This window comes from Corallococcus macrosporus (genome assembly GCF_017302985.1).
Lineage (GTDB): Bacteria > Myxococcota > Myxococcia > Myxococcales > Myxococcaceae > Corallococcus > Corallococcus macrosporus_A.
On sequence record NZ_JAFIMU010000017.1, the window covers coordinates 417914 to 443493 of the forward strand.

The 25580-nt window shown below is 68.6% G+C and carries 17 protein-coding genes; 10 read left to right on the plus strand and 7 right to left on the minus strand.

Features of this window, described 5'->3' with window-relative positions; all coding sequences use genetic code 11:
• Positions 1-44: 44 nt before the first annotated feature.
• Positions 45-1667 carry an FAD-binding oxidoreductase gene (locus tag JYK02_RS38055; RefSeq protein WP_207057865.1) on the minus strand — a complete coding sequence of 541 codons (1623 nt, stop codon included), beginning with the start codon at positions 1665-1667 and terminating at the stop codon, positions 45-47.
• A 276-nt stretch (positions 1668-1943) separates the two neighbouring features.
• Between JYK02_RS38055 and JYK02_RS38060 the strand changes: the two genes are divergently transcribed.
• From JYK02_RS38060 to JYK02_RS38075, 4 genes are all read left to right on the plus strand, one after another.
• On the plus strand, positions 1944-2867 hold the full coding sequence (locus JYK02_RS38060; protein WP_207057866.1) for an N-acyl amino acid synthase FeeM domain-containing protein: 924 nt from the start codon (positions 1944-1946) through the stop codon (positions 2865-2867).
• Positions 2868-2902: 35 nt separating this feature from the next.
• A complete protein-coding gene (locus JYK02_RS38065) occupies positions 2903-3934 on the plus strand; it encodes a fatty acid desaturase (protein ID WP_207057867.1) in 1032 nt (343 codons plus the stop codon).
• Between the two features lie 107 nt (positions 3935-4041).
• Complete coding sequence (locus JYK02_RS38070) at positions 4042-5520, plus strand: FAD-dependent monooxygenase (protein WP_207057868.1); 1479 nt, start codon at positions 4042-4044, stop codon at positions 5518-5520.
• A gap of 95 nt (positions 5521-5615) precedes the next feature.
• On the plus strand, positions 5616-7679 hold the full coding sequence (locus tag JYK02_RS38075; protein ID WP_207057869.1) for an endo-1,3-alpha-glucanase family glycosylhydrolase: 2064 nt from the start codon (positions 5616-5618) through the stop codon (positions 7677-7679).
• 13 nt (positions 7680-7692) lie between these two features.
• Here JYK02_RS38075 and JYK02_RS38080 read toward each other — a convergent pair whose 3' ends face one another.
• Positions 7693-8073 (minus strand): hypothetical protein, encoded by a 381-nt coding sequence (locus JYK02_RS38080; RefSeq protein ID WP_207057870.1) that lies wholly within the window; start codon positions 8071-8073, stop codon positions 7693-7695.
• 228 nt (positions 8074-8301) lie between these two features.
• Here JYK02_RS38080 and JYK02_RS38085 point away from each other — a divergent pair, with 228 nt between their 5' ends.
• Entirely contained in the window at positions 8302-8652 is a 351-nt protein-coding gene (locus tag JYK02_RS38085) for a GNAT family N-acetyltransferase (RefSeq protein ID WP_207057871.1), read from the plus strand.
• Here the strand turns inward: JYK02_RS38085 and JYK02_RS38090 are convergent.
• Together JYK02_RS38090 and JYK02_RS38095 are read right to left on the minus strand one after the other, a co-directional pair.
• Positions 8636-10045, minus strand: coding sequence for a glycosyltransferase (locus tag JYK02_RS38090; RefSeq protein WP_207057872.1), 1410 nt, complete (start codon positions 10043-10045; stop codon positions 8636-8638). The two genes, JYK02_RS38085 and JYK02_RS38090, sit on opposite strands and share 17 nt — an antisense overlap.
• A 176-nt stretch (positions 10046-10221) precedes the next feature.
• Positions 10222-11424 (minus strand): peptidase C39 family protein, encoded by a 1203-nt coding sequence (locus tag JYK02_RS38095; protein ID WP_207057873.1) that lies wholly within the window; start codon positions 11422-11424, stop codon positions 10222-10224.
• Positions 11425-11760: 336 nt separating this feature from the next.
• Between JYK02_RS38095 and JYK02_RS38100 the strand changes: the two genes are divergently transcribed.
• Entirely contained in the window at positions 11761-14607 is a 2847-nt protein-coding gene (locus JYK02_RS38100; RefSeq protein WP_347402679.1) for a DUF7594 domain-containing protein, read from the plus strand.
• A 289-nt stretch (positions 14608-14896) separates the two neighbouring features.
• On the opposite strand, the gene JYK02_RS38105 is transcribed toward JYK02_RS38100, so the two are convergent.
• Entirely contained in the window at positions 14897-16690 is a 1794-nt protein-coding gene (locus JYK02_RS38105; protein ID WP_207057874.1) for an FG-GAP repeat domain-containing protein, read from the minus strand.
• A gap of 346 nt (positions 16691-17036) precedes the next feature.
• On the opposite strand from JYK02_RS38105, the gene JYK02_RS38110 reads away from it, so the two are divergent.
• Positions 17037-18119 (plus strand): IS630 family transposase, encoded by a 1083-nt coding sequence (locus JYK02_RS38110; RefSeq protein WP_431603473.1) that lies wholly within the window; start codon positions 17037-17039, stop codon positions 18117-18119.
• 143 nt (positions 18120-18262) lie between these two features.
• Complete coding sequence (locus tag JYK02_RS38115) at positions 18263-22405, plus strand: Ig-like domain-containing protein (RefSeq protein ID WP_207057875.1); 4143 nt, start codon at positions 18263-18265, stop codon at positions 22403-22405.
• Between the two features lie 149 nt (positions 22406-22554).
• Here JYK02_RS38115 and JYK02_RS38120 read toward each other — a convergent pair whose 3' ends face one another.
• Positions 22555-23046 (minus strand): DUF1348 family protein, encoded by a 492-nt coding sequence (locus JYK02_RS38120; protein ID WP_207057876.1) that lies wholly within the window; start codon positions 23044-23046, stop codon positions 22555-22557.
• Positions 23047-23261: 215 nt separating this feature from the next.
• Between JYK02_RS38120 and JYK02_RS38125 the strand changes: the two genes are divergently transcribed.
• On the plus strand, positions 23262-23798 hold the full coding sequence (locus JYK02_RS38125; protein ID WP_347402680.1) for a DUF4833 domain-containing protein: 537 nt from the start codon (positions 23262-23264) through the stop codon (positions 23796-23798).
• A gap of 6 nt (positions 23799-23804) precedes the next feature.
• On the opposite strand, the gene JYK02_RS38130 is transcribed toward JYK02_RS38125, so the two are convergent.
• Entirely contained in the window at positions 23805-24692 is an 888-nt protein-coding gene (locus JYK02_RS38130; RefSeq protein ID WP_207057877.1) for a LysR substrate-binding domain-containing protein, read from the minus strand.
• Between the two features lie 130 nt (positions 24693-24822).
• Between JYK02_RS38130 and JYK02_RS38135 the strand changes: the two genes are divergently transcribed.
• Complete coding sequence (locus tag JYK02_RS38135) at positions 24823-25536, plus strand: glutathione S-transferase family protein (RefSeq protein WP_207057878.1); 714 nt, start codon at positions 24823-24825, stop codon at positions 25534-25536.
• Positions 25537-25580: the final 44 nt, after the last annotated feature.

Below are 25580 nucleotides of genomic sequence, written 5' to 3' on the forward strand. Positions count from 1 at the left end.
GGGATACCCCCTCGAGGAAGCGCGGGGGCCCATGTCCCGGTGGACTACACGCCGGAGTACCGGTCCGGCGCGAGCACCTGGCGCGGGTCCAGGGCGCGCTTGAGGCTCTCCGTGAGCCGCCAGGCCTGGGGCGCCTGCTCCGCGAGCCAGCGCATGGTGTGGGTTCCCACGCGGTAGGGCAGGAATCCCTCGCGGCGGCAGGTGTCCAGCAACTCCTGCTGACAGGCGAGCGCGCGGGCGGCCTCGTCCGGATCCTCCCGGTCGAACAGCAGCGGGATGGAGCTGTCGAAGCAGCGGTCGGACAGCGAGGTGAGCGTGATGAGCGGCTCCAGGCGGTGCCTCGCGGTGACCTCCCGCACGGTCCGTACGTAGGTGCGCACCAGCTCCGGCATCATGGGGACGAGCGGAGAGGTCCAGAGCAGCCCGCAGCCATCCGCGTTCGGATTCAGCGGCACGCCCTCCGGCGGGCGCCGGCCTGACTTCCAGTAGGCCAGCGGCAAGGCCATCTGGGTGGGAACGCCCTCCAGCACGCTCATCACGTTGGACAGGGTGCGCACCTGCGGCGACAGCTTCGCGCCGAGTCCCATTGGCAGCCGGGGGACCCACTGGCTCAGCATGCGGGCCCGGTCCGCCCCCATGAACACGAGGCGACGCGCCACCCGCCCCAGCCTCTTCTGGATGGTGCTCCGCGCGGCGCGCACCACCTCGCGCGTGCCGTACAGGCCTCCGGTGCCCGTCCACGCCGCCACGCCATGCTGGGAGGACAGCTCGGACAGCAGCTCCGCGGAGAGCACGTCCCCGCGCGGCACCCGGTTGCGCGGGTAGGGCGCGACCATGGACAGCACGCGCTGGGGATTGAGGAGGTTGATGGCGCCCACCACCCCGCCCAGGTCCCGCAGCGTCTCTCGGATGGCGCCCACCGCGTCCTCCAGCCCCGCGTCGTCGCGCACCCAGAAGAAGAAGGCCTCCAGGTGCTCGGGCCTCCGGGCGAGCACGAAGGTGAGCTCGGTGACGATGCCCAGGTTGCTCTGGGAGAACAGTCCGTCCAGGTACGGGCCAACGCCCCACTTGAAGGCCTGGTCCACCCGCTGTCCCCCCAGGTCCCCGTGCGCGGACCGGTACAGCGAGCCGTCCGGGAGCACCGCCTCCAGCCGGGTGATGGCGCCGAAGTGGTCCGCATGCGGGGTGATGCCGTAGCCGCGCTCCAGGGCGTTGCCCAGCAGGCTGCAGTCCGGGCCGGCCCCCGTGACAGGCACCAGGAAGGGCAGCCGGTGCTCCCGGAGGTACTGGCTCAGCATCCCCTGCGTCACCCCGGGCTGGACGGTGACGAGCCCCAGCTCCGCGTCGAGCGACACGATGCGGTTCATCCGCGACAGGTCCACCACCACGCAGTCATCCCGCACGGGCGCCCCGCAGCCGTAGCCCCAGTTCCGGCCGGTGCTCACCGGGTACAGCGCCAGCCCCTGCGCGTTGGCCAGCTCCACCAGGGCAACCACCTCACGCGTCGACGCGGGGAAGACCACCGCGGGGACACGCCTGCTCACGGACGTGGTGCTCGTGCCCCGCTTCCCTGCCTCCTCTCCGGTGCGGAGCCACTGCGGACCGACGATTCCGGCCAGGGCTTCCAGGGTCTGCGAGGACAGGGCGGTGGAAGAAGCGAGAGACATGGCAGTGGACCCGTGAGCTGGCGGAGTGGGGGACGCGGCAGGGTCGCAATCACTTGCGGCGGCACGCGCGGAGGTGTCTGTCTAAAGATGCATTGGGGCGCGCGGAGTGCAATGAAAAAATCATGGCTTCGCATCCGGCGTGCGTAGGCATTGCCCAACAGACTGTGGGGAACTGTCCACGGCTCGCGCGCTGTCAAGTCCAACACGCAGTGTGAAGCCCTGCGGGAGTGTTCGCGTGATTTCTGGGTGGTCCAGGACTTGCTCAACGGGCCGGCAATGAAACATCTCGTCCGTCAATGTCTACGATGGCTTCCCCAGGAGATGCAGGGGCGGCTGGTCCGCTCGCTCTCCCGCATCGACCCCGCGAGCCTGACGTGCGTGAGCGTCAAGGTGGCGGAGAGCCCCGCGGAGCTGGAGGCCGCCGCGCGGGTGCTCCATGAAGGCTACGTGCACCGTGGGCTGATCACCCCGCGCCCCGAGGGCGTGCAGGTGACGCCGCACCTGCTGCTCCCCTCGACGGTCATCCTCGTGGCCAAGGTCGCCGACGAGGTGGTGGGAACGGTGTCACTGCATGTGGACTCCCCGCTGGGAATCCCCTCGGACAAGACCTTCGCGGACGTGCTGGGGCAACTGCGGGCCCAGGGGCGGAAGCTGGCGGAGGTGGGGGCGCTGTGCATCACCCGCCGCCACCGGAGCGTGGGCGTGGTGCAACTGCTCAACAAGATGGTGTACCGGACCGCGGCCCTGCTGGGCGTGGACGACATGCTGCTGACCGTCCATCCCGACGTGGAGGTGCTGTATCGCAGCTTCTTCCCGGTCGAGCGCGTGGGAAATCAGCGCAGGTACCAGGGACTGTCGGAGAAGGCCCAGGCCATCTGCCTGCGGCTGCGGGTGAAGGACGCCCCGCGTGAGATGCTGCAACGCTTTGGCTCCCGTCCTTCTCTCTCCAACCCCTATCACTTCTATATTGTGCGGGAGGAACCCGGCTTCCAGTTCCCGGCGGAGCCAGACTTCCTGGAGCGCTTCCAGGGCACTCGGGCGCGAGCGGTGGCGCACCTGACCCGGCTGCGCCCGGATGTCATTGCAGCCCTTGGTCCGCAAGAGCGGGCACACCTGGGCTCGGTGCTGCCCTTCGTGCTCCCGCAGCCGATGGCGCCCTCCCGGCCGTCCCGTTCCGTGCCTGCCCTGGCCTGGTCCTGACGCCACTTCCCCCGAAATCCAGCCGTGAGCAAGCCGTGAGCGAAATCCGATTCAAGGAATTGAAGCCGCTTTTGAGTGATCTCCTGGAGCCCGACATGCGGGTGTTCTGGAGCTATTTCCTCCTGGCGACCCTGCTGTCCTGGGCCTCCCTGGGCTTTCTGTTGCACAGGGCGAACAGCCTCCGGTTCGACCTCGTGTTCTGCTGTGTGTTCTTTGCTTCCGTCATCTGCGTCTACCACGCCGTGACGTTCACCCATGAGCTTGCCCACCTGGATCAAAGGAGGTTCGGCTCGTTCTTCTGGGCCTGGAACATCCTCGTAGGAGGCCTGTTTGCGATTCCGGCCTTCATCTACGGTGACAACCACCTGGACCATCACTCACGGAAGTACGGAACGAGCCTGGACCCGGAGTACATCAACTTCAAGAAGGCCCCGACCCTGGGCCTCATCGAATTCCTGGGGATGAATCTCTTCCTCCCCTACCTGGGCATCCTCCGGTTCTGCCTCCTGACGCCCGTCAGCTACCTCCACTCCAGGCTCCGGCGGCTGGTGCTGAGGGAGGCCTCCTTCATGGGGATGAAGTCCCGCTTCGCGCGTCGGATCAGCGAGGATGCGTCCGAGCTGAAGTCCTGGTCGCTTCAGGAGATGGTCACCTTTGTCTATCTCTGGGCCCTGGTGCTCTTCGTTCTGGCGGGCAGGCTTCACTGGAGCGCCATCGTCGTCTGGGCGTCGATCATCACCTGCGTGGGCGGGGTCAACGGCATCCGGGCCCTCGCGGTGACCCACAAGTATTTCAGCCTGGGGGACGCTCCCATCCCGTGGGATGAGCACATCGCGGAGTGTGTCGAGATTGAAGAGAGAGGTCTGAGCACTCTGCTCTTCTGTCCGGTGGGAACCCAGTACCACATGACCCACCACATCTTCCCCTCGATACCCTTTCACCACCTTCCGGAAGCGCGGAGACGTCTGTCTCCCCACTTCGAGAAGGACTCTTTCTACCACGCGAATGTCCGCAAGGGGGTCGTCGACGGGCTGAGAAGGTTCCTGCAAGGGATCTACTCCCGGTAGCGGACCTCTTCTCCACTGCCAGCAAATGCCAGAACCCGGGTGTTGCCGCAAGCCCCCCCGGTCATGCTCCACCATCGCCCGTTTCGACCCAGGAACGGGAGGCTGAGATGCACACGGACGTGGGGACGCAGCACGCGGTGGTGATTGCGGGAGGGGGCCCGACCGGGCTGATGCTGGCGGCGGAGCTGGCGTTGGCGCGGGTGGACGTGGCCATTGTCGAACGGCGCGGCAGTCAGGACGTCATCGGCTGGCGCTCCCGCGGGCTGCACGCGCGCAGCCTGGAGGTGCTCGACCAACGGGGTGTCGCTGAGCGTTTCACCTCGCAAGGGCAGGCGGTCCAGAACGTCGCGTTCGGGCAGGCACCCCTGGACCTCAGCGACTTCCCGACACGGCACAACCACGGGCTCGCGCTCAAGCAGGAGCACTTCGAGCGCATCCTGGCGGAGTGGGTGGGTGAGCTGGCGGTGCCCGTCTACCGAGGGTGCGAGCTGACGGGCTTCGCGCAGGGCGACACGGGCGTGGACGTCACGCTGTCCGACGGACGTGCGCTGCGGGCGAAGTACCTCGTCGGGTGCGACGGCGGACGCAGCTTCGTCCGCAAGACGGCGGGCATCGAGTTCCCCGGATGGGACGCGTCCATCAGCTACCTCATCGCCGAGGTCGAAATGACCGGAACGCCCGCGTTCGGCATCCGCAGGGATGAGAAGGGCACCTACGCCATGGGCCCGGCGGAGGGTGGACGCGTGGGCGTCGTGCTGAGAGAGGAGCAGGTCGTCACGGGCGAGGCGCCGACCCTCGAGCTCCTGCGCGCGGGGCTCGTCGCGCTCTACGGGACGGACTTCGGCCTGCGTGGCGCCACGTACCTCTCGAGGTTCAGTGACATGACTCGGCAGGCGGCGTCCTACCGCAACGGGCGGGTGCTCCTGGCCGGCGACGCGGCCCACGTGCACTCGCCGATGGGCGGGCAGGGACTCAACCTCGGCGTGCAGGATGCCGTGAACCTGGGATGGAAGCTGGCCCAGGTCGTGCGCGGCGTCTCGCCGGAGAGCCTGTTGGACACGTACCAGGCCGAGCGGCACCCCGTCGCGGCCCGTGCGCTGCGCAAGACCATGGCGCAGACCGCGCTGAGCCGGGGGGATGCGCGCATGGACGCCGTGCGCGAGACGCTGTCCGAGCTGTTGAAGATGGACGCCCCCCGCAAGCAGTACGCGGCGATGATGTCTGGGTTGGACATCCACTACGACCTGGGCACCGGACACCCGCTGCTCGGGCGCCGCATGCCGGACCTCGACGTAACCACCCCGGATGGCCCGCGGCGCGTGTTCCATCTGTTGCACGGCGCGCGGCCCGTGCTGCTCGACCTGGGCGAGCCCGGCACGCTCGACATCACGCCCTGGGCGGACCGGGTTCAGCGGGTCGCTGCTCGCTACGCGGGAGCGTGGGAGCTTCCGGTGCTCGGCGCGGTCACGGCGCCTGTCGCGGTGTTGATCCGACCGGACGGACACGTCGCGTGGGTCGGGGAGGGAACGGACCAGGGCCTGCGTGAGGCCCTGACCCGATGGTTCGGGTCGCCGCGTGCGACATAGGTAGAACTTTCGAACGGGCGGGCGGAAAGGGCGCGGCCATCACCGTTCCCGACGCAACCCTTTCCGCCTTGCCCAGACAATGAGCCGGCTTGCTCATGGAACGGAGCTTCTGGATGCACCCGGCGATGCACAACTCGAAGAGCGCGTGGAAGGCCCTGTCCCTGGGGCTGCTGGCGGTGTGGATGGGCTGTGGCGGAGAGTCGCTCCAGGAGTCCCTGGCGTCACAGCAGGATGCGCTCGTGGACGGCTACAACCTCGTCGTCACGGGCGTGAGCCCGACCACGGTGGTCCCGAGCAGTGCCGTCACCTTCAGCGCGACCATCAAGAACGCGGGGAACGTCGCGACGCCCGCGGGCATCGTCCACGGCCTCTCCTTCTGGGTGAATGGCACCCAGGTGTCGTGGTCGGACACGTACACGAGCTCCATCGCTCCAGGGGGCAGCGTCACGCTCACCGCGAACTCCGGCCCGTCGGGGACGAAGGTGTGGACCGCGCCGGCCGCGTCGGGGACCCACACGCTCCTCGCGCATGTGGATGACATCAACCGGCTGCCGGCGGAGACCCACGAGAGCGACAACCAGTCCAGCTTCCCGCTGAGCGTGACGCCCGCCGCGACCTGCTCGGACCGGGTGCGCAACGGCACGGAGACGGGAGTCGACTGCGGGCCGGACTGTGGCCCGTGTGAGTGGCCGTTCACCGCGGTACCGCGCACCACGCTGCGGGCTTCGGCGAAGCGGGTGTACGCGCACTGGCACTACTACCCGGTGTCCATGGACAACACCAACCCGACGTCCAATGACTACTACGAGCGCAACTACATCGCGGTGAACGGCGAGGGCGGAACCCACGCGGCCTACGGCGGCATGATGCGCGAGCGGCCGCTCCCGAGACTGCCCCGCACGGAGACGGACTGGCGGCTTCGCGACGCGAAGGACGAGATTGAACTCGCGGCGAGGATTGGCATCGACGGCTTCTATCTGAACCTGTGGACCGACAGCGACGTGAACAACGGCGCGGTGTGGACGCGGGCGAAGACGATTGCCGACGCGGCCTCGCAGGCTGGCGGCTTCGACATCATCCCCAACTTCGACATGACCATCCTGGGCACGGGGAGCCAGGCGGGGGACCAGGACCTGATGGTTCGCATCCTGGGCCAGATGAAGAACTACACGGCGCTGCTGCGGCGGCCGGATGGGAAGTATGTCGTTGGCTTGTTCAACCCCGCCGCGCAGGGCCGGACGGCGGCGTTCTATGCCACCGTGAAGCAGCGCGCGTCGACGGAGCTGGGCATGAGCCTGTACGTGGTGCCCGTCTTCCTGGGCACGGGGAGCACGGCGCTCTTCGAGGAGTACAAGACCGTGGGCGATGCCTACGCGGGGTGGGGGACGGCCGTCCCGGTGACGACGACGTCCGGGTACTCCGGGAGCCTGAAGACGAAGGCGGCCGGGTACGGCAAGTCGTGGATCCACCCGATGAGCAGCCAGGACTACCGGCCCAAGGACAAGGCCTTCTGGGAGGCGCGCAACTCGCTGACGCTGCGCTCCATCTGGGAGAATGTGATCGCCGACGGCCTGGACGAAGTCCAGATCGTCACCTGGAACGACCAGCACGAGCACCACAACATCCGGCCGTCGACGGGGAAGCAGTGGCCCGCGTACGACATGACCGCGTATTACATCCAGTGGTTCAAGACGGGCACGCGGCCGACCATCGAGCGCGACGTGCTGTATTACAACCACCGCATCCAGAGCGCGTCGCTCGCGCCGGCGACCCAGACGTCCGCGAACCTCGCGGTGTGCAGGGCAGGGTGCCCGGCGACGAATGAGGTGGAGCTGGTGGGCTTCCTCACGTCGGCGGGCCGGCTTGAAATCACGCAGGGCACGACGACCTACGGCGAGGACAAGACGGCGGGCGGCGTGCAGGCCATCCGGACGGCGTTGGCGGTGGGGACGCCGGCCTTCCGGCTGAAGCGCTCGGGAGCCACCGTGGTGCAGTTCCAGAGCATGCACCCCATCGTGGGCTCCATCGCGTACCAGGACCTGCTGTACCGCGCCGGAAGCTCGGCCCGCGCGGTGCTCCCGTCCTGCGCGACCTCCTGCGCCAACGGTGAAGCGCGCTGCCGGCTGTGCCCCGGCGAGCCGATGTGGCTGAAGCGCTGACTCGCGCGAAAGACTAGGGCTTGCAGTCCAGCCACGTGAAGAACGCGGCATGGGCGGTGACTGCCTCCGGGGGGATGTTTCCGACGGAGCGCTGGAGGCAGTAGTAGGCCTTGAGCTGCTGATCCGCGGCCTTCGTCCGCGGGCCCAGGAGCAAGTCGAGCGGCTTCACCTTCAGCGCCTCCATCTCCTCCTTCTTCAGCGGCCGCACGCCCTGGACCCCGTGAGACGCAAGCCGGGTGTCCAGGCGCGTGAGCTCCGGCTTCTGGCCCTTCGCCGACCAGGTGATCCGGGCCCAGGTGGGGCCGACGAACTCTCCGTCCCGCAGGCGCATGGGATTCATGCCCCTGGCGTACGCGTAGAAGGCAAACGCCGGCTCCACGAGGGGCCACGTCATGGGAAGCGGATCGCTGAGGCGGGTACTCCAGCTGATGAACCCGGCGTCGGCTGGGTTTCCCCGCTCCGTATCCACGGACTCCTTCCAGGTCTTTTCAGCAGTGGTCTTCACGCTGGCGACAATGGCCACGGTGTCGAGGGGCGGATGGTCCGGAGGGCTCATGCGGTCTCCATAATCGATTCCAAAGCATGGGAGAAATGGGCCGCATGACGACCGACGCCACCTCGGATGCGCGCTTCCAGTTCGAGCGCGTCACTCCAGGCCTATGACGTCATGCGCGCGGAGCCCGCGTGGTGGCGCGAGGAGCGGGACCCGGGGGCGCGCGGCATCGACCAGTACCTGGCGCACCCGGAGGACCTGGGACGGGGGCTGGGCACGCGGCTGGTGGCTCAGTTCGTGGCGAAGCTGTTCCTGGACCCGGCGGTGACGAAGGTTCAGACGGACCCCTCGCCGGACAACGCCCGCGCCATCCGGGCCTATGCGAAGGCAGGGTTCCAGCCGGTGCGGACGCTGGACACCCCGGATGGGCCCGCGCTGCTGATGGTGGTCCGACGCCCTACGGTTACCGCTGCGATGTGAGCCGCGTGTTCCCCGCCGTCCGCGTCGTCAGGTAGTCCGCTGGCAGCGGGGCGTCGGGGGCGGGCGCAGGCACGCTGGCCGGGGCCAGGAAGCGCCGCTCACCGAGCGCCAGTTGTTCCAGCGCATCGGACGCCGGGGCTTCTGTCCGCCGTGCCCGCAGCTCCGCGGACACCTGCTTCAGCCGCGCGTGCAGCGCGTGGTCCGACAGCAGCGCTTGCAGCCGCTCGCGGATGGCCTCCGGGGTCGCCTGGGCGAAGGGCAGGTGGTAGGCCAATCCCTGCTCGTGGGCCAGGTGCGCGTTGAGGGGCTGGTCGGAGAAGAGCGGGATGATCAGCATCGGCACGCCGTGCCGGAGCGCCCGCCCCACCGTGCCCCAGCCGCCGTGGGTGATGACCGCCGCCACATGCGGGAACACCTGCTCGTGCGGCACGAAGCGCTCCACCCGCACATGGGCGCCCAGCCCCTCTGGAATCTTGCTGTCCCCGGACGTGGCCAGCACCGGCACCCCCATGGGGTCCACCGCCTTCAGGACCTTGCCCAGCAGGCCGCGATCCCCACCCACGGTCGTCGTGCTGACGAGCACGGTGCCGGGCAGCAGCCCCAGCGGCGCGTCCTCGCTGGCGCCCCCGTCGAACGCGATGGGCCCGGAGAGCAACTGGTGGTCCCGGAGGGGGATGCCCTCCAGGAAGCCCGCGGGGACCATGGGGATGTTGAGCTGGGGTGACGCGAGCGCCTGGAAGAACTCCGCCTGCTTCGTGGCGCGCGGAGGCAACCCCAACTCCTTGCGCACGCGCCTCAGCGGCAGCACCCGGTCCATCAGCCAATGCGCCAGCCCGGGCACGTGCTTCCTCACCCACCGGCCCAGGGCCCACTTGCGCATGAGCAGCGGAAGCCCCGCCGCGTCGATGGCGCCTCCCGCATTGCAGAGGCTGGCCGACGGGATGCCCACCCGCTCCGCCGCGTAGCCCGCGCCCACGGAGAAGAAGTCGTAGACGACGCAGTCCACGCGCTCGTCGCGCAGCACCGGCTCCAGCTCCTGCGCGTAGTCGCGAGCGCTGTCCAGCCACGCGTTGCGGAAGCTGCGCAGCATGTGCTGCATGTACAGCACCCGCGAGCGCTTCGCCCACCAGGGCAGGGTGCCACTGGCGTGCGTCATCCGCTCGCCAATCTCCCGGTAGCGCTGGTAGGGCACCAGCTCCGCTCCGGCCGCCTCCACCTCTTCCCGCGCATCGCCGTCCGTGAACACCAGCACCCGGTGCCCCCGCGCGACCAGCTCCCGGGCCTGATCCAGCACCCGCAGCAGGTGGCCCTTCATCTTCCCCTTCCCGTGGAACGACACCATCAGGAAGGTGGCGCGGCTCCCCACGCGCTCCGGAATCATTGCCATGGCCATGCGGATACCCCGTTGGATGAGGGCCGCAGTCTAGCCATGACCACGCTTAAATGAGGAAATTCAGAAGTAGCTGGAATATCAGAAATATAAGCGTGGCATAAAATGACGCGCGCCATTGGAACCGGCGCGCGGATCCGCGACAAAAGTCCTTCGGAGGCGGAATCGCCTTGAAAGACCTACAGCGCGGGCACCGGCCAGTCCCGGGGGTAGACGAGGTACGCGGTGCCTCCGGAGCGCGAGAGCCACAGCGGCTCCAGCTCCGAGCGGTAGTAGGTGCGCCGCACGGCGGTGTCACTGGCGGCCGCCGGGTCGTTCACCACGGGGTTGCCCACCGCGTCGAAGCCCGCGAGCACGAGGAGGTGGCCCGCGGTGGAGGGGATGGGCGCGCCGGTCAGCTCACCCTTGCCCCACGCGACGCTGAGGATGACGGGCACTCCCGCGGACAGCCACGGCTCCAACTGCGCGAAGCTCGTGAAGCGCGCCACGTGCGCCTGGAAGCCCTGGCCCGCCGCGTACGCGGTGTTGAAGGGCCAGTTGCCGTGACCGCCGTAATACCAGTCATACACACCGGCGACGGCCGCGCGCACGTTCGCCTCGCAGCCCCGCGTGTCCGCCGTCCAGTACTGGAGCACCATCGCCGTGGACGTGGGGCTGCACCAGACCTCGCCGCCGTCCGGGTAGACCATCTGCGAGCACCGCGGCACCGCGAGCACCTGGTTCCAGCGGGCCGGGTTGCCCGCGGGCACGGTGGGCCGTGTCTCCGGCGAGGTGGAGGTGGTGAGCGCGCTGGCGTGCAGCACGGGCGTGGCCACGCCGTTCGCGCTGAACAGCCGCGCCTTCACCTGCCACGCGGTCGCGGCGCTCTTCTTCGCGGTGACGACGAGCGTGTCGATGGAGACCCTCGCCACGGTGTCCGCCTGCGAGTCCGCCGAGTGGCGCTGCACCGTGGAGGCGTCCGAAGCCCAGACACCCAGGCTGAACCACTTCGTCCAGGCGCCGCCCACCTGCACACGCACGAGCGTCTCCACCCAGGTGCCCGTGGGCGTGGTGGCCTCCCAGGAGGCGATGGCCTCACGGAAGCCGAACGCGCTGGAGACGATAGGGCTCGTGGCCTCGCCCTGGAAGAAGGAGCCGCCGTTGTAATAGGTGCCGCCGTAGTAGCCGCCCGGCCCGTAGGGGTCGGTGCCGGACCAGGACTGGCCTGGAAGCAACTGGAGCGAGCCATCCGCCGCGCGGGCCACGCCGCTGAGCTGCCAGGTGAGGAAGTCACCCCGGCTCGCCGCCCAGCGGGTAGAGGCGCTCTGGCCCGCCGTGGCCACCGAGGGGGCGAGCGCGAGGGTGATGATCAGCGCAAGTACGGCCGTCCTGGACTGCGTCATGGATGCTCCCGGGGATGCGAGGGCGGACCACGACAGCAGCTCCCGCGGAGGATGTCCCCCTTGCGGACCTGGATGAATGGCTGGCATTGAACATCTCCCCGGGAGCAGCCACAGCCCCAATGGCTGGCTCAACCGTTGCTCATGTCCTCCCTTCGTGGTCCCAGAGGGAGCGTCAGCGTGAGACGAATGACAATCGCAGGGATGTTGTGGGGAATGGGAGTGGTGCTCGCGACCCTGAGTGGGTGCGGAGCGCCACTGACAGGGGAAGAAGGTTCACCTGAAACCGGGGCGGAAACCGCCGGCACGGAGCGCGCGGCGCTCACGACGCGGACGGTCGTGCTGACGCCCACGGAGGACGCGCATGTGGAGGCCGCGTCCCCGAACACGAGCTTCGGCGGTTCCTCCACCTTGAAGGTCTCACGAACTCCCGAGGCGCTGACGTACCTGCGCTTCTCCGGGGCCGCGCTCCCCGTCTCTGGGACGGTGACGTCCGCGAGGCTGCGCCTGTTCGCGATGAACAACGCGGCCCAGGGCGTCACCGTGCACGACTCGCCGGGCGTGCACATCTGGGACGAAAGCGTGACGTGGAACACCCGGCCGGACTGGAGCGACGCCTGGCTCTCCTCGAGCGAGGGGCCCGTGCGAAGCGGGACCTGGGTGGAGCTCGACGTGTCGGGCATGTACATCCCCAGCCGCTACTACAGCGTCGACATGCTCCTGTCGGCCAAGGGCACGGACAGCCTCACGTTCGGCTCGAGCGAGTCCTTCGAGTACAAGCCGCAGCTCGTCCTCACCGTGGAGTCCGCCGAGGACAACCCACCGCCGCCGCCCGCGCCGCTCACGCTCTCCGGAGCGCCGGTCTTGTTCTCCGCGAGCGGCGACACGTTCGTCGACGCGGAGAGTCCAGGGACGGCGTATGGCGGCGCCACGACGTTCAAGGTGGACAGCGCCCCCATGCAGGAGGCCTACCTGCGCTTCCCGGTGCAGGGGCTGACGGAGGCCGTGCAGCGCGCGGTGCTGCGCCTGTACGTGAGCTCGGGGTCGGATGATGGCCCGGCCGTGTACGCGCTGACGGGGCTGCCGTGGAGCGAGGCCAGCGTCACGTGGAGCTCGCGGCCGGCCCGCACGGGCAGCCCGGTGGAGGACGCGCAGGGGCTCGCGACGGGGAGCTGGGTGGACTACGACGTGACGGACCTGGTGCGTGGCAACGGGGACGTGACGTTCGGGCTGTACCCGACCTCCAGCGACGGCGTGACGTTCTATTCGCGGGAGAGCGCGGATGCGTCGCTCCGTCCCCGGCTGCTCGTCTGGACGGGCGCGGCGAAGACGGCCCCGACGGACGCGTGTTTGACTCGCACGGAGTATGTCGAGGTCCCCGTCAGCGCGCTGCACGACACCTACGCCGCGGCGGATGCGCCGGACCAGAAGTTCCAGCACCACGCCTCGCTGCGGGTGGACGGGGATCCCCGCGCGGAGGCCTTCCTCCGCTTCGACGTCCAGCCGCGGCCGGAGCGCATCCAGCGGGTGGCGCTGCGCCTGTATGCCATTGACGGCACGGGCAACGGGCCCCGGCTCTACCGGGCGTCGACGTTCGACGGGGCGACGACGGACTGGAACCACCGCCCGGCGACAGTGGGCGAGCCGCTGGTGGACCTGGGTGCCGTCGCGCGGGATTCGTGGGTGGAATTGGACGTGACGAACACCGTGACGGCCTCCGGAACGTATGCGTTCGCGCTGCTGCCGGACAGCACCAACAGCGTGGGCTTCGTCTCCACGGACGCGGAAGAGCGCCACATCCTCGGGGGCGCGCCCCGGCTGGTCATCACGTATGAGAGCAACCCGTTCTGCTCGTACCGGGGCACGAAGCCTTCGGGGACCACGGCCTGGGTGCGTCAGGACGGCGGCGCGCAGGCGGAGACTCCCCAGCACGTGGCGCCCGCGCCGGATGGCGGGTTCGCGGTCGTCACCCGGCTCTACGGCACGGGGACCCCGCTCGCCCCGTCAGGCCACACCGTCACCCTGCACCGTGCGGATGGCAGCATCGCGTGGACGCGCTCCTTCCCGCAGGCAGGGGTGCTGTTGGAGAAGGTGGTGGTGACCACGGTGGGCAACGTGCTGGTCGCCGGCAGCTACAACGGGGCACCGGACCTGGGCAAGGGGCCGCTGCCCCAGGGCTCCGGCATGGTGGTGATGAAGCTCAAGCCTGACGGCACTGTGGACTGGACGCGCGGCTTCCGGGCCTGGTTCGGTGACCCGAGCGATCCGGAGAACTACTACGACAACCCGATGGAGGTGCTCGACCTGGCCACGGATGCGCATGGCAGCGCGGTGGTCGTCGGCACGTTCTGGGGCTACACGGACTTCGGCAACGGGCCGCTGTATTCGGGCAAGCCGTTCCCGTACGACGACACGTACCCGAACTCCTACGTGCTGAAGCTCCAGTGGGATGGCGCGCACCTCTGGTCGCGCGCGCTGGTCGGGACGAACCTGGTGGGCACACGGGCCAACAGCGTCGCCGTGGACGCCAGCGAGGGCGTCATCGTGGGCGGTCAGGCGGCCAGCAACACCGACTTCGGTGGCGGCACCGTCGCGGAGCGCGGAGGCTTCGTCGCCCGGTATGGCGTCGGAGGCGAATTCGGCTGGGCGCGGGTGATGAGCATGCGGTACGGCGAGGTGACCTCCGTGGGCGTGCTGCCCGACCAGCGCATCGCCTTCACCGGGAACTTCAATGGGTACCTGTCGTTCGCAGGGCAGCAGTACGTCAGCCGCGAGCCAGAGGAATATGAAGGGACCCGGGACGCGCTCGTGGGCGTGCTCACCGCTACGGGTGGGGACGTGGCCCTCCGGCAGTTCGCGCACGGCGGGTTCACGGACATGGTGGTGGACGGAGCCGGGAACATCGTGACGATCCAGTCCGGCGCGGGGAACCTCGTCGGGTTGGGCGACGTCGGCTGGAGCCAGGATGAACGGCCCCGGCCCACGCTGGCGGCCTTCGGTCCCGGGCTGGAGTCCCGGTGGGTCCGCGTGCTGGGGCTCACGTCCACGTATGCGCTCCACCTGGCGTCCTCCCCGGATGGCGTCGTGGTGGCGGGCAGCCTGCAGGAGGCGCTCGAGATGGACGGCACCTGGTACACGCCGCGGTCCCGGCGCTCCGACGTGCTGCTGTTCAAGCTGCGCAAGTAGGCCGCCGTGCCTCGGGGCTCCCGCATCCGAGCGGGGGCCCCGAGGACGTGCCGTGCCCTGCTTGGGCACGCCCTCCCTCAAACCAAGTGGGCGACGAAGCATGACCCAAGCAGGTCGCGGTCCCGTTCTCATCCCCGCTGGAGGGGCACACTGAGGGCACATGCGGCTCACCAGGGGTGATCCGCTCGCGGCCCCCTGGGAGTTCCACCCCAAAAACCGAGCGCCCGCCTCGCTCGGGAAGCGCCGCGCCCCAAGCAAACTCGCTCCTGCACTTTGACAGCGCCGGGGCTCACGGCCCGTTCGGCAAATTCGGCACGACGAGAAGCTGGTAATCGCCGCCGGAGGGTCCTCTGTAGATTTCCTGGTTCCCGAAGGAGAACGTCCCGCTGTTGTTGAGCAAGAAGATGTATCCCGTCGTGGAATCACGCATCCCGATGTCCTGCCTGTTGTCACCGTCCCAATCGCCGGTGATGGGCTGGTAGTTCGAACCCGGTACCCAGGGGAAAGTGAGCGCGTTCGAATAGGTGTAGGGGGTGATCCAGTGCGCGAGGTACCACGCGCCATTGGCGGTATCGCGCAGCCCGATATCGGTATGGCCGTTCTGGTCGAAGTCCCCGATAAAGGGCTGGTAGTTTCCACCGGCCGCCCAAGTGAAGTTGTTGTTGTGCGTGTACGTGTAGGGCCCCACCTGGCGGGCGAAGTGCCAGGCGCCGGTTGTGGTGTCACGCAGGCCGATGTCGGTGCGCCCGTCGTTATCGAAGTCGGCGACGAGGGGCTGGAAGTGCGCGCCCACGGCCCAGGTGAAGCTCACCGTGTTCGAGTACGCATACGGAGAAATTCGCCGCGCGAAGTGCCACACGCCGTTTCGCACGTCTCGCACGGCGATGTCGCTGTATCCATCGTTATCGAAGTCGCCGGTGATGGGCTGATACTGGCTTCCGGCTGCCCACGGGAACGTCGTGGTGAAGTTCGAGCCCCCGAGGTCGTTGCCGCCCCCATAGTACTTGAACAACCAGTTGCCCGAACTGATGCTCCGGAGCACGAAGTTCGGAGCATTTCGCTTGTACTGCTTCACCTTCGCCTTGAGCTGGTCGTAATAAAAGGTGCCGTGTCCGCCATGCATCGGCTCGAAGTCCGAGGAGAACTCCGGATTCCACTCGTCGGTCAGGAGCGGGCGCAGGCGCGGATACACGCTGGACAAGCTGCCGGTGTTCACGTTCTGCGAGCCCCACTCGTTCCATCCGGTCACGAAGACGTAGGTGGGGTTGATGCCCGTCACGCTCGACCACTGCTCGTCCAGGGTGGCACCGCCACGGCGCCCCACCGCATTGCCGCGGCAACTGTTCATGTATTCCGCCTGGGTCGCCGGCACCACGGAGATTTCCTCGGGCCAGCCGTTGTTTGAGTAGTACGGCTGCGGCGTTTGCTCCTTGAACGACCAAGTGGCGGTGCTGTTTCGCAGTCCTGCGATGGGTTTGCACGTGAACTGGGTTGCTCCGGTGCAGTCATTGGACATCAGGAGCGGCTTGCCGCCCACGTGGAAGAAGAGGCTGGCGGGAAATGTCGTGTAGAACGTGTTGTAGAGGGTCGAGTGCGAGCCCCCTGAGTTGAAGAAGGCCACCTTTGGTGTGGCTTGGCCCGCAGCCAGCCGTTCTCGAAAGCGTATCAGCAATGTGCTGGTGGCATCGTTGAAACGCGAGTCCCCGATGTTGCTGTTCGAGTAGTCGATGGTGATGAAGTCAATTCCGGCAGCGGCAAGGAGGCTCGCGTGATTGTCGATGAGCGCATTGTTCGCGGTGCCGTCCGCCTTGCGGAATCGGTACTGGTTGATGTCCCCGTTGAACAGCGCGGGCGAGCCCCACCAGTGGTAGGACGAGTAGGGGCACTCCGCCACCGACTGATCCGCTACAGGACAGCTCGCGTCGTAGGGGGCTGGAAGTTGGCACCACGCATTCGTCGGCCCGAAAATCGATAGCCAATAGTCCGCCCACGTCTCATACAAGATGGTGACGAATTTGTTCTGTGTAGGCGCCGCGTGGGCAGGGCTGGCGAGAACGAGGCAGGACACAGTCAGGGTGGACAAATTTAGAAATCTCATATTTCAAGTTTCTCCGGTATTGCTTGGAGTGTCAAAAGGGTCGCGTCTGTTCCCCCAGGCAGGTGAGGAGGACGTTCGGCTTCGACGTGTTCGCCTGCGTGCGGTGTGAAGGCAGGCGCACGCCGCTTTGGGCAAAAGGCGCCAGTAGTGCACGCTGAGAGCACATGATGAGGTTGTTTCCGCCAGCCGCTCTGCGTGAGCACCGGCAACAAGTTGGGCTGCTAAACGACCGCGCATGAATCCCGATCGGCTCGGAGGGTAGGCAGGCGCTGGGAGCTGAAGGAAAGGGGCAGGAGCTCGCGCCGTTCGGCCTTGTGTGCGCAAGAACCGGATGAAGAAGCGAGCCCTGCCTCAGGGAAGGCAACAGCTGCGCCTGCGATGTCCTGACCGCAGGCGGCTGATTCGCTGGGGAGAGAGGACTGGCTGCCCGCTCACCCTGCGGCGGTGCCTGGCGGTAGCGAAGGTGGCCAGTGGTCAGTCACGGGCGCAAGCAGCGCGGCAGTTGCTGTGCGCCACGTCCACGGTGGTGTCCGCGGTTCAGCGCTTCCAGAAGTCAGGCCGAGAAGGCCTCTCGGACAGGCGCGCTCAGAATGGGCCACGCAAAGTGGACGAGCGATTTCGGCAGACGCTGCGCCGGGTGCTGGAAGGCACGCCGCAGCAGTCCGGTTGGCGGCGCACGACGTGGACGCGCGAGTTGCTGGTGCGTGAGGTGCAGAGGCGAGGCCGGGTACGCGTCTCGCCCGCGACGATGGGACGCGCCTTGGCCTCGGTGGGAGCCCACAGAAGGCGTCCGCGTCCCGTGGTGCGCTGCCCTTGGCCGGAGCGCCGACGTCGACGGCGCCTCTGGCAGCTGAAATGCCGTGCGGCCTTCGCCCGGCCCGACGAGCCCGTGCTTTTCGAGGATGAAATGGACGTGCACCTCAACCCGAAAATCGGCCCCGACTGGACGTTGCCCGGACAGCGCAGAGAGGTCGTCACTCCCGGCAACAACCAGAAGCGTTTCGTGGCAGGGGCGCTGGATGCGAGCACGGCCCGGATGACTTGGGTGCAGGGGGAGAAGAAGACGAGTGCGCTCTTCATCGACCTGGTGCGCGCCGTGGACGCCGCCTATCCCAGAGCGAAGCGCCTACATTTCATCCTCGACAATGCCGCCACCCACTCCAGCAAAAAGACGCAGAAGGCGCTGGAGGCTCTGGGTGAGCGGCTGGTGCTGCACTTCCTGCCGCCGTACTGCCCGGAGGGCAACCGCATCGAGCGCGTGTGGTGGGACGTGCACGCCAACGTCACCCGCAACCATCGCTGCAAGAAGATGGAGGCGCTCATGACCGAGGTGGACGCCTACCTCGACGCACGAAACACCCAGAAGTCCGCCAGCCCCTTGCTGCGCGTCGCCTCCGCTCGACGCGCAGCTTGAGACCGTTCGAGAATCACGATCGGTCGTTTAGCCCCGGACCTGACGCAACAGGCGACCGGACGCGGGCGATAATGCACCGGCCCTGGAGAGAGCAATCTCCAGGGCCGGTGCTGTTTGTGCGCCCCACCAAGGATCCCCACCCCATGCATGCCCATTTCCCGGAGCGGACCGTTCGCTCCCTCACCGGAGCGCTCACGCTCCTCCTTTTGCTAACCCGCTGTGTCGCGCCCTCCGACGCCCCCGAGCCCACCTCCGTGCGTCAGGCGCTCGCTTGCAGTGGCGGTGGCAACATCGACCAGCACGCCGCGCAGTGCGACGGCACGGGAAAGCTCTTGTCCTGGGCGCCTCCCTCGAACCCGGGCAGCTCCGCCGCGTATGACTATGTGCTGGACCTGAATCAGAACTACCTGCTCGCGCTTCCGAACCTGTCCAACCTCACGAACCCGTCGGTGGCCAAGCCGGCCTACTACGCGTACTCGTACGTTTGCAGCGGCACGGCACCCGGGTGTTCTCCCGCGGGTCAGCCGGTGGGCTGGCCGCACAACCCCGCGGGCCTGAACGCGATGCTCATTGAGTCCGGCCTTGCGTACTCGCCCTACAAGAACGACCCGCGTCTGCGGAACGTCGCGCTGGCGCTGCTGGATTGGCACCTGGCGCATGGCATGACGGCCGTGGGGGACCACTGGTCGAATGTGCCCTACGCGAGCGGTGCCAGCGGCACGCTGACGTACGCGGGCGCGCAGGCGGGCGGTTCAGTAGGTGTGGGTGACGGCGTGGGCTACCTCCAGCCGGAGAAGGTGGGCGCGCTCGCTTGGGCCGCAGTGCAGGCCTTCAAGTTCAATGGCAACACGGCCTACCGCGACATGGCCATCCGCGCGGCCAATCAGCTCACCAGTCACCTGCGCACCCCGACCGCCACCGTGTCGCCGTGGCCGTACCGCGTGCGGGCCTCCGACAACGCCGTGCGTACCGGCGCGAACATCGTGGACAACTACGCGTCCAACGTCGTGGAGCCCCTCAAGCTGTTCCAGGAACTCATCAAGCTGGGACAGGCGGGCGCGCTGAACGGCGCGCCGGGCTACAGCAGCACGCAGCTGGCCCAATGGCAGAGCACCCAGGCCACCGTCCTCGCGTGGCTGCTGGGCAGCAATGGCCCCATCGCGACGCAGAACTGGACCCAGTACTTCGAGGACGTGGGCTCGGACGCCACCAACAACCTGAACCAGCTCGTCCCCGGGGAGACCGCCAAGTTCCTGATGGACAACCCCGGGCTGGACCCGAGCTGGCAGGCGCACGTGCAGAACATCATCGCCTTCATCGAGACGAACTTCGGCGACACGCTGGAGTTCGGCGCGCGTCCCATCAAGGAGCAGTACGCCTTCCACTACAAGATGGGCAGCCACACCGCGCGGTACGCCGCCGTGAACGCGCGCTACGCGGAGCTCACCGGAGACGCGACGGCGAAGGACAAGGCCTTCCGCGCGTTCAACTGGGCCACGTACATGGTGCGTGACAGCGGGCTCACCATCGACGGGCCGTATCCCAACAACGTCTGGTTCACGGACGGTTGGGGTGACTTCATCCGCCACTTCGTCATCGGCATGGGCGCGCAGCCGGACTGGGCACCCGCTGGACAGAACCACCTGCTGCGCTCCACCTCCGTGGTGAAGAGCGTCACGTACGGGCCCGGCAACGAGGTCCGCTACACCACCTATGACGCCAGCTCGACGGAGGTGCTGCGCCTCGCCTTCGTCCCCTCTGCGGTGACGGCGGGCGGCACCGCCCTGTCGCAGCGCTCGGACCTGGCCGCGGACGGATGGACCTTCGACACCGGAAACAACGCGCTCCGCATCCGCCATTCGACCAGCGGGGTCATCGTCATCTCCGGGGCGCCTCCCACCGCGCCTTCCGTCGCCATCACCGCGCCCTCCGCCGGGCAGAACTTCACCGCGCCCGCGACGCTCAGCCTGGGCGCCACGGTCACGCCCACCTCGGGCCGCACGCTGGCCAGCGTCACGTTCCGCGCGGGCGCCACCGTGCTCTGCACCGTGAACGCCCCTGTCTCCAACCCCGTCACCTGCACGGCCACGAGCAGCCTGGGCAATGGCAGCCACACCGTGAGCGCGGAGGCGGTGGACAGCCTGGGCGAGAGCGGCTCAGCGTCGGTGGCCATCACGGTCGCCGGCCCGCCCACGGTCAGCATCCTGAGTCCCGCCTCCGGCGCCACGCTGCCCACGGGGAGCACGACGCTCAGCGCTTCGGCCAGCGCGGGCGCGGGGCGGACCCTCACGCGCGTGGAGTTCTTCCAGGGCACCACGTCGCTCTGCTTCACGACGACCGGCACGGCCTGCACGTGGAACGCGACGGCCGGCACGTACTCGAATGTCTTTGCCCGCGCGACGGACAATGGCAGTCCGGCGCTCGTCACGAATTCCGCGCCGGTGAGCTTCACGGTGAGCCCCTCCGTGGGTGGCGTGCGGCTGGTGGGCGTCGACACCGTGGGGACGCAGAACGACTTCGACAACGGCGGCTCGGTGAACGCCTTCCAGTACACCGCCGTCGCCACGGGGACCCTGGGGACGCTCAAGGTCTTCGCGGCGCCGGGCAATGCCAATGCGTCGCTGTCCATTGGCGTGTACAGCGATGCCTCGGGCGCTCCGGGCACGCTGCTGTCCTCCTGCACCACCTCGGTGGTGGATCCGCTGCCGCTGGTGACGGGGCAGTGGTACGGCTGCACCGCCTCGCCGCAGGTGACGCTCACGTCGGGCACCGTCTACTGGCTGGCGCTGCTGGGCGCGAACGGGGGCGGCGTGTTCCGCTACATGGACCTGCCCAGCGGCTCCATGCGCTACTCGCCGACGGGGCTCTCCGCGCTGCCGGGCCCCACGTTCGGCAGCTCCACGGTGTACTCGGGCGCGTCCAGCGCTTCGATGTATGGGCTCTCCGCGGGCAGCTCCACCGCACCGGCCGTGTCCATCACCCAGCCGGCCGCCAACGCCAACTTCACCGCGCCCGCGAACCTGAACCTCCAGGCCACCGCCACGGCGGGTTTGGGCCGCACGCTCACGAAGGTGGAGTTCTTCGACAACGGCACCACGCTGCTCTGCACGGTGAATGCGCCCACTTCTTCGTCCGTGAGCTGCGGCGTCAGCTCGCTCCTGGACGGCGCGCACAGCGTGACGGCGAAGGCCACTGACGACACGCTCCAGGCCACCACCTCCGCCGCGGTGCCCCTCACGCTGTCCACCCCTCCCACGGTGAGCCTCACGTCTCCCTCCGCCAATGCTGCGTACACGGCGCCGGCTTCCGTGCCGCTGGCCGCGACCGCCAGCGTGGGTTTCAGCCGGAGCATCGCGCGGGTGGACTTCTACGCGGACGGCACGTCGCTCATCTGCTCGAGCACCACCAGCCCCTACGGCTGCACCTGGAGCAATCCCTCCCAGGGAAGCCACACGGTGCGCGCCGTGGCCGTGGACACGGGCAATCCCGCCGCCAGCACCAACTCCGCCACGGTCTCCATCACCGTGAACAGCGCCACCTCCGTGCCCGCGGCGCCCACGGGCCTGACGGCGACGGCGGTGTCGTCGGGACAGATCAACCTGGCGTGGACGGATGCTTCGACCAACGAGAGCGGCTTCCTGGTGGAGCGGGCGCCGGACGTCTCCGGGGCGCCGGGCACCTTCGCCCAGGTCGGGACGCCGGGCGCCAACGTGACGACGTTCAGTGACACGGGCCGTGCCGCGAGCACCCGCTACTGGTACCGGGTCCGCGCGACCAACGCCGCGGGGAACTCGGCCTACACGGCCAACGCCAGCGCGACGACTCCCGCCGCACCCACCGCCCTGGTCGGCAACAGCACCGTGCTGACGACGGCCGACTTCGAGAACGCTGGCGTCGCGGCGGCGTTCAACTACACGGCGAGCGCCACCGGCAACGTCACGCGGCTGAGCCTCTACGTGGATGCCCAGACGACGGCCACCACGCTCCGGCTCGGCCTGTATGCGAATGGGAGCGGGACGCCCGGCGCGCAGCTTCGCACCTGCACCGTCACGACCGTCACGCCCGGCGCGTGGAACACCTGCACCATCACGTCACAGGCGGTGACGTCGGGCACGACGTACTGGCTGGCGGTCCTCAGTCCCTCCGGCGGCGGTGACATCTACTGGCGCCACACGAGCGGGACCGGCTCCTACAAGGTCCAGCCAGGCCTGACGACGCTGCCCGCCACCTGGTCCGGCACTGGCGGCTACCCGGGCAGCAACATGTCCGCCTACGCCGGCAACTGAGCCAACGCTCAGCGGACTGAATCAGGCAGGAAGCGGGGCCCCCGCCAGTGGCCGGGGGCCCACGACCTCCGGCGCCAGCGCGGCGAGGGCGCCCCATGACTCCTCGGCCGGGATTCGGGGACGCTGCTGCTGGCCCCAGACGGCTCGCGCTACAGGCCGAGCTCGGTGAGGCCCGGATGGCCCTCGGGCCGAGGCCCCGCGGGCCAGTGGAAGAGGCGTGCGTCCTCGGTGATGTCCACGTCGTTGATGGACGCCTCCCGGCGGGCCATGTAGCCGCTGGCATCGAACTCCCACTGCTCGTTGCCATGCGAGCGGTACCAGCGCCCGGCGCTGTCGTGCCACTCGTAGACGAACCGGACCGCGATGCGATGCGCGTCGAAGGCCCACAGCTCCTTGATGAGCCGATAGTCCAGCTCGCGCGCCCACTTGCGCCGCAGGAAGGCCACGATGGCCTCGCGGCCCGAGAAGAACTCGGCCCTGTTGCGCCAGCGGCTGTCGGGTGTGTACGCGGCGGCCACCCGCTCGGGGTCGCGGCTGTTCCAGGCATCCTCCGCGAGGCGCGCCTTGAGCGCCGCGGACTCGCGGGTGAAGGGCGGCAAGGGCAGGCGGAGGGGAGGGGACGGTGGCGTGTGGGAGCTCATCGCGGGGAGCGTATGCGCGGCAGTGGGATGGCGGCCATGTGGTCTGGCGCCCCGCAGCCAGGTCGAGCCAGGCCGTGGGGGGCTCGAAGTGGCCTGCGCCATGTTCGGTGATAAGTGTCCCGGGTGAGTGACAGTTCCGGGGGCCAGGGGTGTTCGTCATCCCCATACGGCCTCGCGGAGGACTGGCGTCACCGCGCCATGTAGGGGGAATCCCTGTGTTTTCTCAATCCAGGCTCAGCAACCTCGCCGCCGTCGCGCTGACGACCGTCGCGACCCTGGCCTCCGCGGCCGAGCCGTCGTCCCCAGCGCCGTCCGCCTTCTTCCTGACCCGGAGCGAGAACCGGAACCAGGTCCACTACGCCCTGCGCCTGGACGAGACCTGCCGCCCCGTGGGGGCGCGTCCCGTGCAGGTGTACTGGCGGATGCTGGAGCGCGGGGCCTCGGAGGTGGAGGAGCTGCTGGGGGTCGAGCAGCCCGTGTATGGGCTGGAGGATCCGCAGCAGGTGGAGGCCACCCCGGAGGGCTGGCGGGTGCGGGTGCGCCTGCGGGCCTTTCCCTCGCGCCCCGTCGAGATCACCACCGCGCGCGTCGACGGCAAGTGCCAGGTCCACGCGTGGACGAAGCTGGGCAGCAGCGTCTCCCGGCTGGAGCACGTCTTCGTGAAGACGTCCTGGCCCTTCTCGGTCGACTTCGTGCGGCTGGATGGCGTGGGCCCGGATGGGCAGCCCGTCCATGATCTGATCCGCCAGTAACAACCCTCACGCGTCGCCGGCGCCTTCCATCAGGAAGTCGATGACGGCGCGCACGGCGGGCAGCTGGCCCCGGCGATGGGGCGTCAGGATCGTCGTCGTCACCGTGCCCGCGGTCCAGCCGGGAAGCACCCGCACCAGCCGCCCGGCCTCCTCGTGCACGCGGGTGAACGTCTCCGGCAGACAGACGACGCCCAGCCCGGCCGTGACTGCCTGCAAGAGCACCTGCGACTCGTCGGCGGTCATGCGTGCCCGGGGCGTCACCGTCACCGTCTCCCCCGTCCGTCCGCGCAGCCGCCAGGACGTGGCCGTGGCGCTGGTCAGCAGGCCGTCGTGTTCGCTCAGGTCCTCGGGCCTGCGAATCCTGCCCCGGCTGGACAAGTAGCCCGGTGACGCCACCAGGATGGTGGAATCCACACCGAGCCGGCGCTGCACCAGGCCCGAGGCGGGCAGGGGCGCGAAGTGGCTGCGCACGGCGATGTCGAAGCCCTCCTGCACCAGGTCCACGAAGCGGTCCGTCGCGTGAAGCTCCACGTGCACCTTGGGATGCGCCAGCGCCAGCAATGGCAGACGGTCCGCGAGCCGGAACTGCGCCGTGGGCACCGACGTGGTGATCCGCACCACGCCCGCAGGCTCCGCCTGCCTGCGGCGCACCACGTTCTCCGCGGCCTCCGCCTCCAGCACGGCGGCGCGGGCATGGTCCAGGAAGTCCCTCCCCACGTCCGTCAGCGTGAAGCTCCGCGATGTGCGCTGGATCAGCCGCGCGCCCAGCGCGTCCTCCAGTTCGGCCACGCGCTTGCTCACCGTGGATTTGGGAATGCCCAGCCGCCGTGCCGCCGCGGCGAAGCCACCGCTCTCCACTGCCTGGACGAAGAAATGGAGGTCGTTGAGATTCACGCGCCGCGCCTCATCGTCCACGGGTGTGGACCTTGTGTTCGCGTTCCAGTGTCTACCCGGCGCGCGCTGCCACGGCCATCTTGTCTCCATCGAAGGCATCACGCCTTCCGCTTCGGACAGGAGCCTCACCATGGCATTGCCCATCCTCTTCTACGGTGTCCCCTCTGGCTGCTCGTTTGGCTCCATCGTCGCGCTGGAGTGGCTGGGCCGGCCCTACCAGCTGTGCCGCATCGCCATGCCGGAGGACGTCACCTCCGCGGACTACCTCCGGATCAACCCCGTCGCGGAGACGCCCACGCTGATGACGGAGACGGGGGCTCGCATCAGCGAGAGCATGGCCATCCTCAACCACCTGGGCGCGCGCGGCGTGGGCACCGGGCTGTCGTTCGCCCAGGGCACCGAGGACTTCGACCGGTTGAACCAGATGCTCGCGTACCTGAACACGACCTTCTTCAGTGCCTTCTCGCCGCTCTGGTACGCGCTTGAGCACGCGGAGCTGCCGGAGTCCGAGAAGCAGGCGCTGCGGAAGCTGGGAGCGCGCAAGGTGGTCTCCGCGCACGCGAAGCTGGAGACCTTGATGGCCGACTCGCCGTGGCTGCTGGGCGACCACCGCACGCTGGCGGATGCCTACTTCATCGGCATTGCCCGCTGGACCCGGTACCACGAGGTGCTGGACCGCCGCGACTACCCAAAGGTCCAAGGCCTCTTCGAGCGGCTGGAGGCGGACGCCGGGGTGCGCTTCGCCCATGCCATCGAGAAGGGCGAGACGCCCGGGGGCAGCGGCGCGTTCCAGGGGCACCTCCGCCTCGCGGAGGCCCTGCGACGCCGGCCCCCTGCTCCCTGAGCAGCCGTCGTTCCACGGAAGTGTCGCGCACGCGCAGTGGCAGG

Coding starts and splice junctions, on each gene's coding strand:
- JYK02_RS38110 (WP_431603473.1), top strand. CDS start 17,037: ATGAAGAAGCGAGCCCTGCCTCAGGGAAGGCAACAGCTGCGCCTGCGA.
- JYK02_RS38135 (WP_207057878.1), top strand. CDS start 24,823: ATGGCATTGCCCATCCTCTTCTACGGTGTCCCCTCTGGCTGCTCGTTT.
- JYK02_RS38075 (WP_207057869.1), top strand. CDS start 5,616: ATGGAACGGAGCTTCTGGATGCACCCGGCGATGCACAACTCGAAGAGC.
- JYK02_RS38080 (WP_207057870.1), bottom strand. CDS start 8,073: ATGACGTGGCCCCTCGTGGAGCCGGCGTTTGCCTTCTACGCGTACGCC.
- JYK02_RS38060 (WP_207057866.1), top strand. CDS start 1,944: ATGAAACATCTCGTCCGTCAATGTCTACGATGGCTTCCCCAGGAGATG.
- JYK02_RS38115 (WP_207057875.1), top strand. CDS start 18,263: ATGCATGCCCATTTCCCGGAGCGGACCGTTCGCTCCCTCACCGGAGCG.
- JYK02_RS38085 (WP_207057871.1), top strand. CDS start 8,302: ATGCGCGCTTCCAGTTCGAGCGCGTCACTCCAGGCCTATGACGTCATG.
- JYK02_RS38055 (WP_207057865.1), bottom strand. CDS start 1,667: ATGTCTCTCGCTTCTTCCACCGCCCTGTCCTCGCAGACCCTGGAAGCC.
- JYK02_RS38095 (WP_207057873.1), bottom strand. CDS start 11,424: ATGACGCAGTCCAGGACGGCCGTACTTGCGCTGATCATCACCCTCGCG.
- JYK02_RS38120 (WP_207057876.1), bottom strand. CDS start 23,046: ATGAGCTCCCACACGCCACCGTCCCCTCCCCTCCGCCTGCCCTTGCCG.
- JYK02_RS38090 (WP_207057872.1), bottom strand. CDS start 10,045: ATGGCCATGGCAATGATTCCGGAGCGCGTGGGGAGCCGCGCCACCTTC.
- JYK02_RS38070 (WP_207057868.1), top strand. CDS start 4,042: ATGCACACGGACGTGGGGACGCAGCACGCGGTGGTGATTGCGGGAGGG.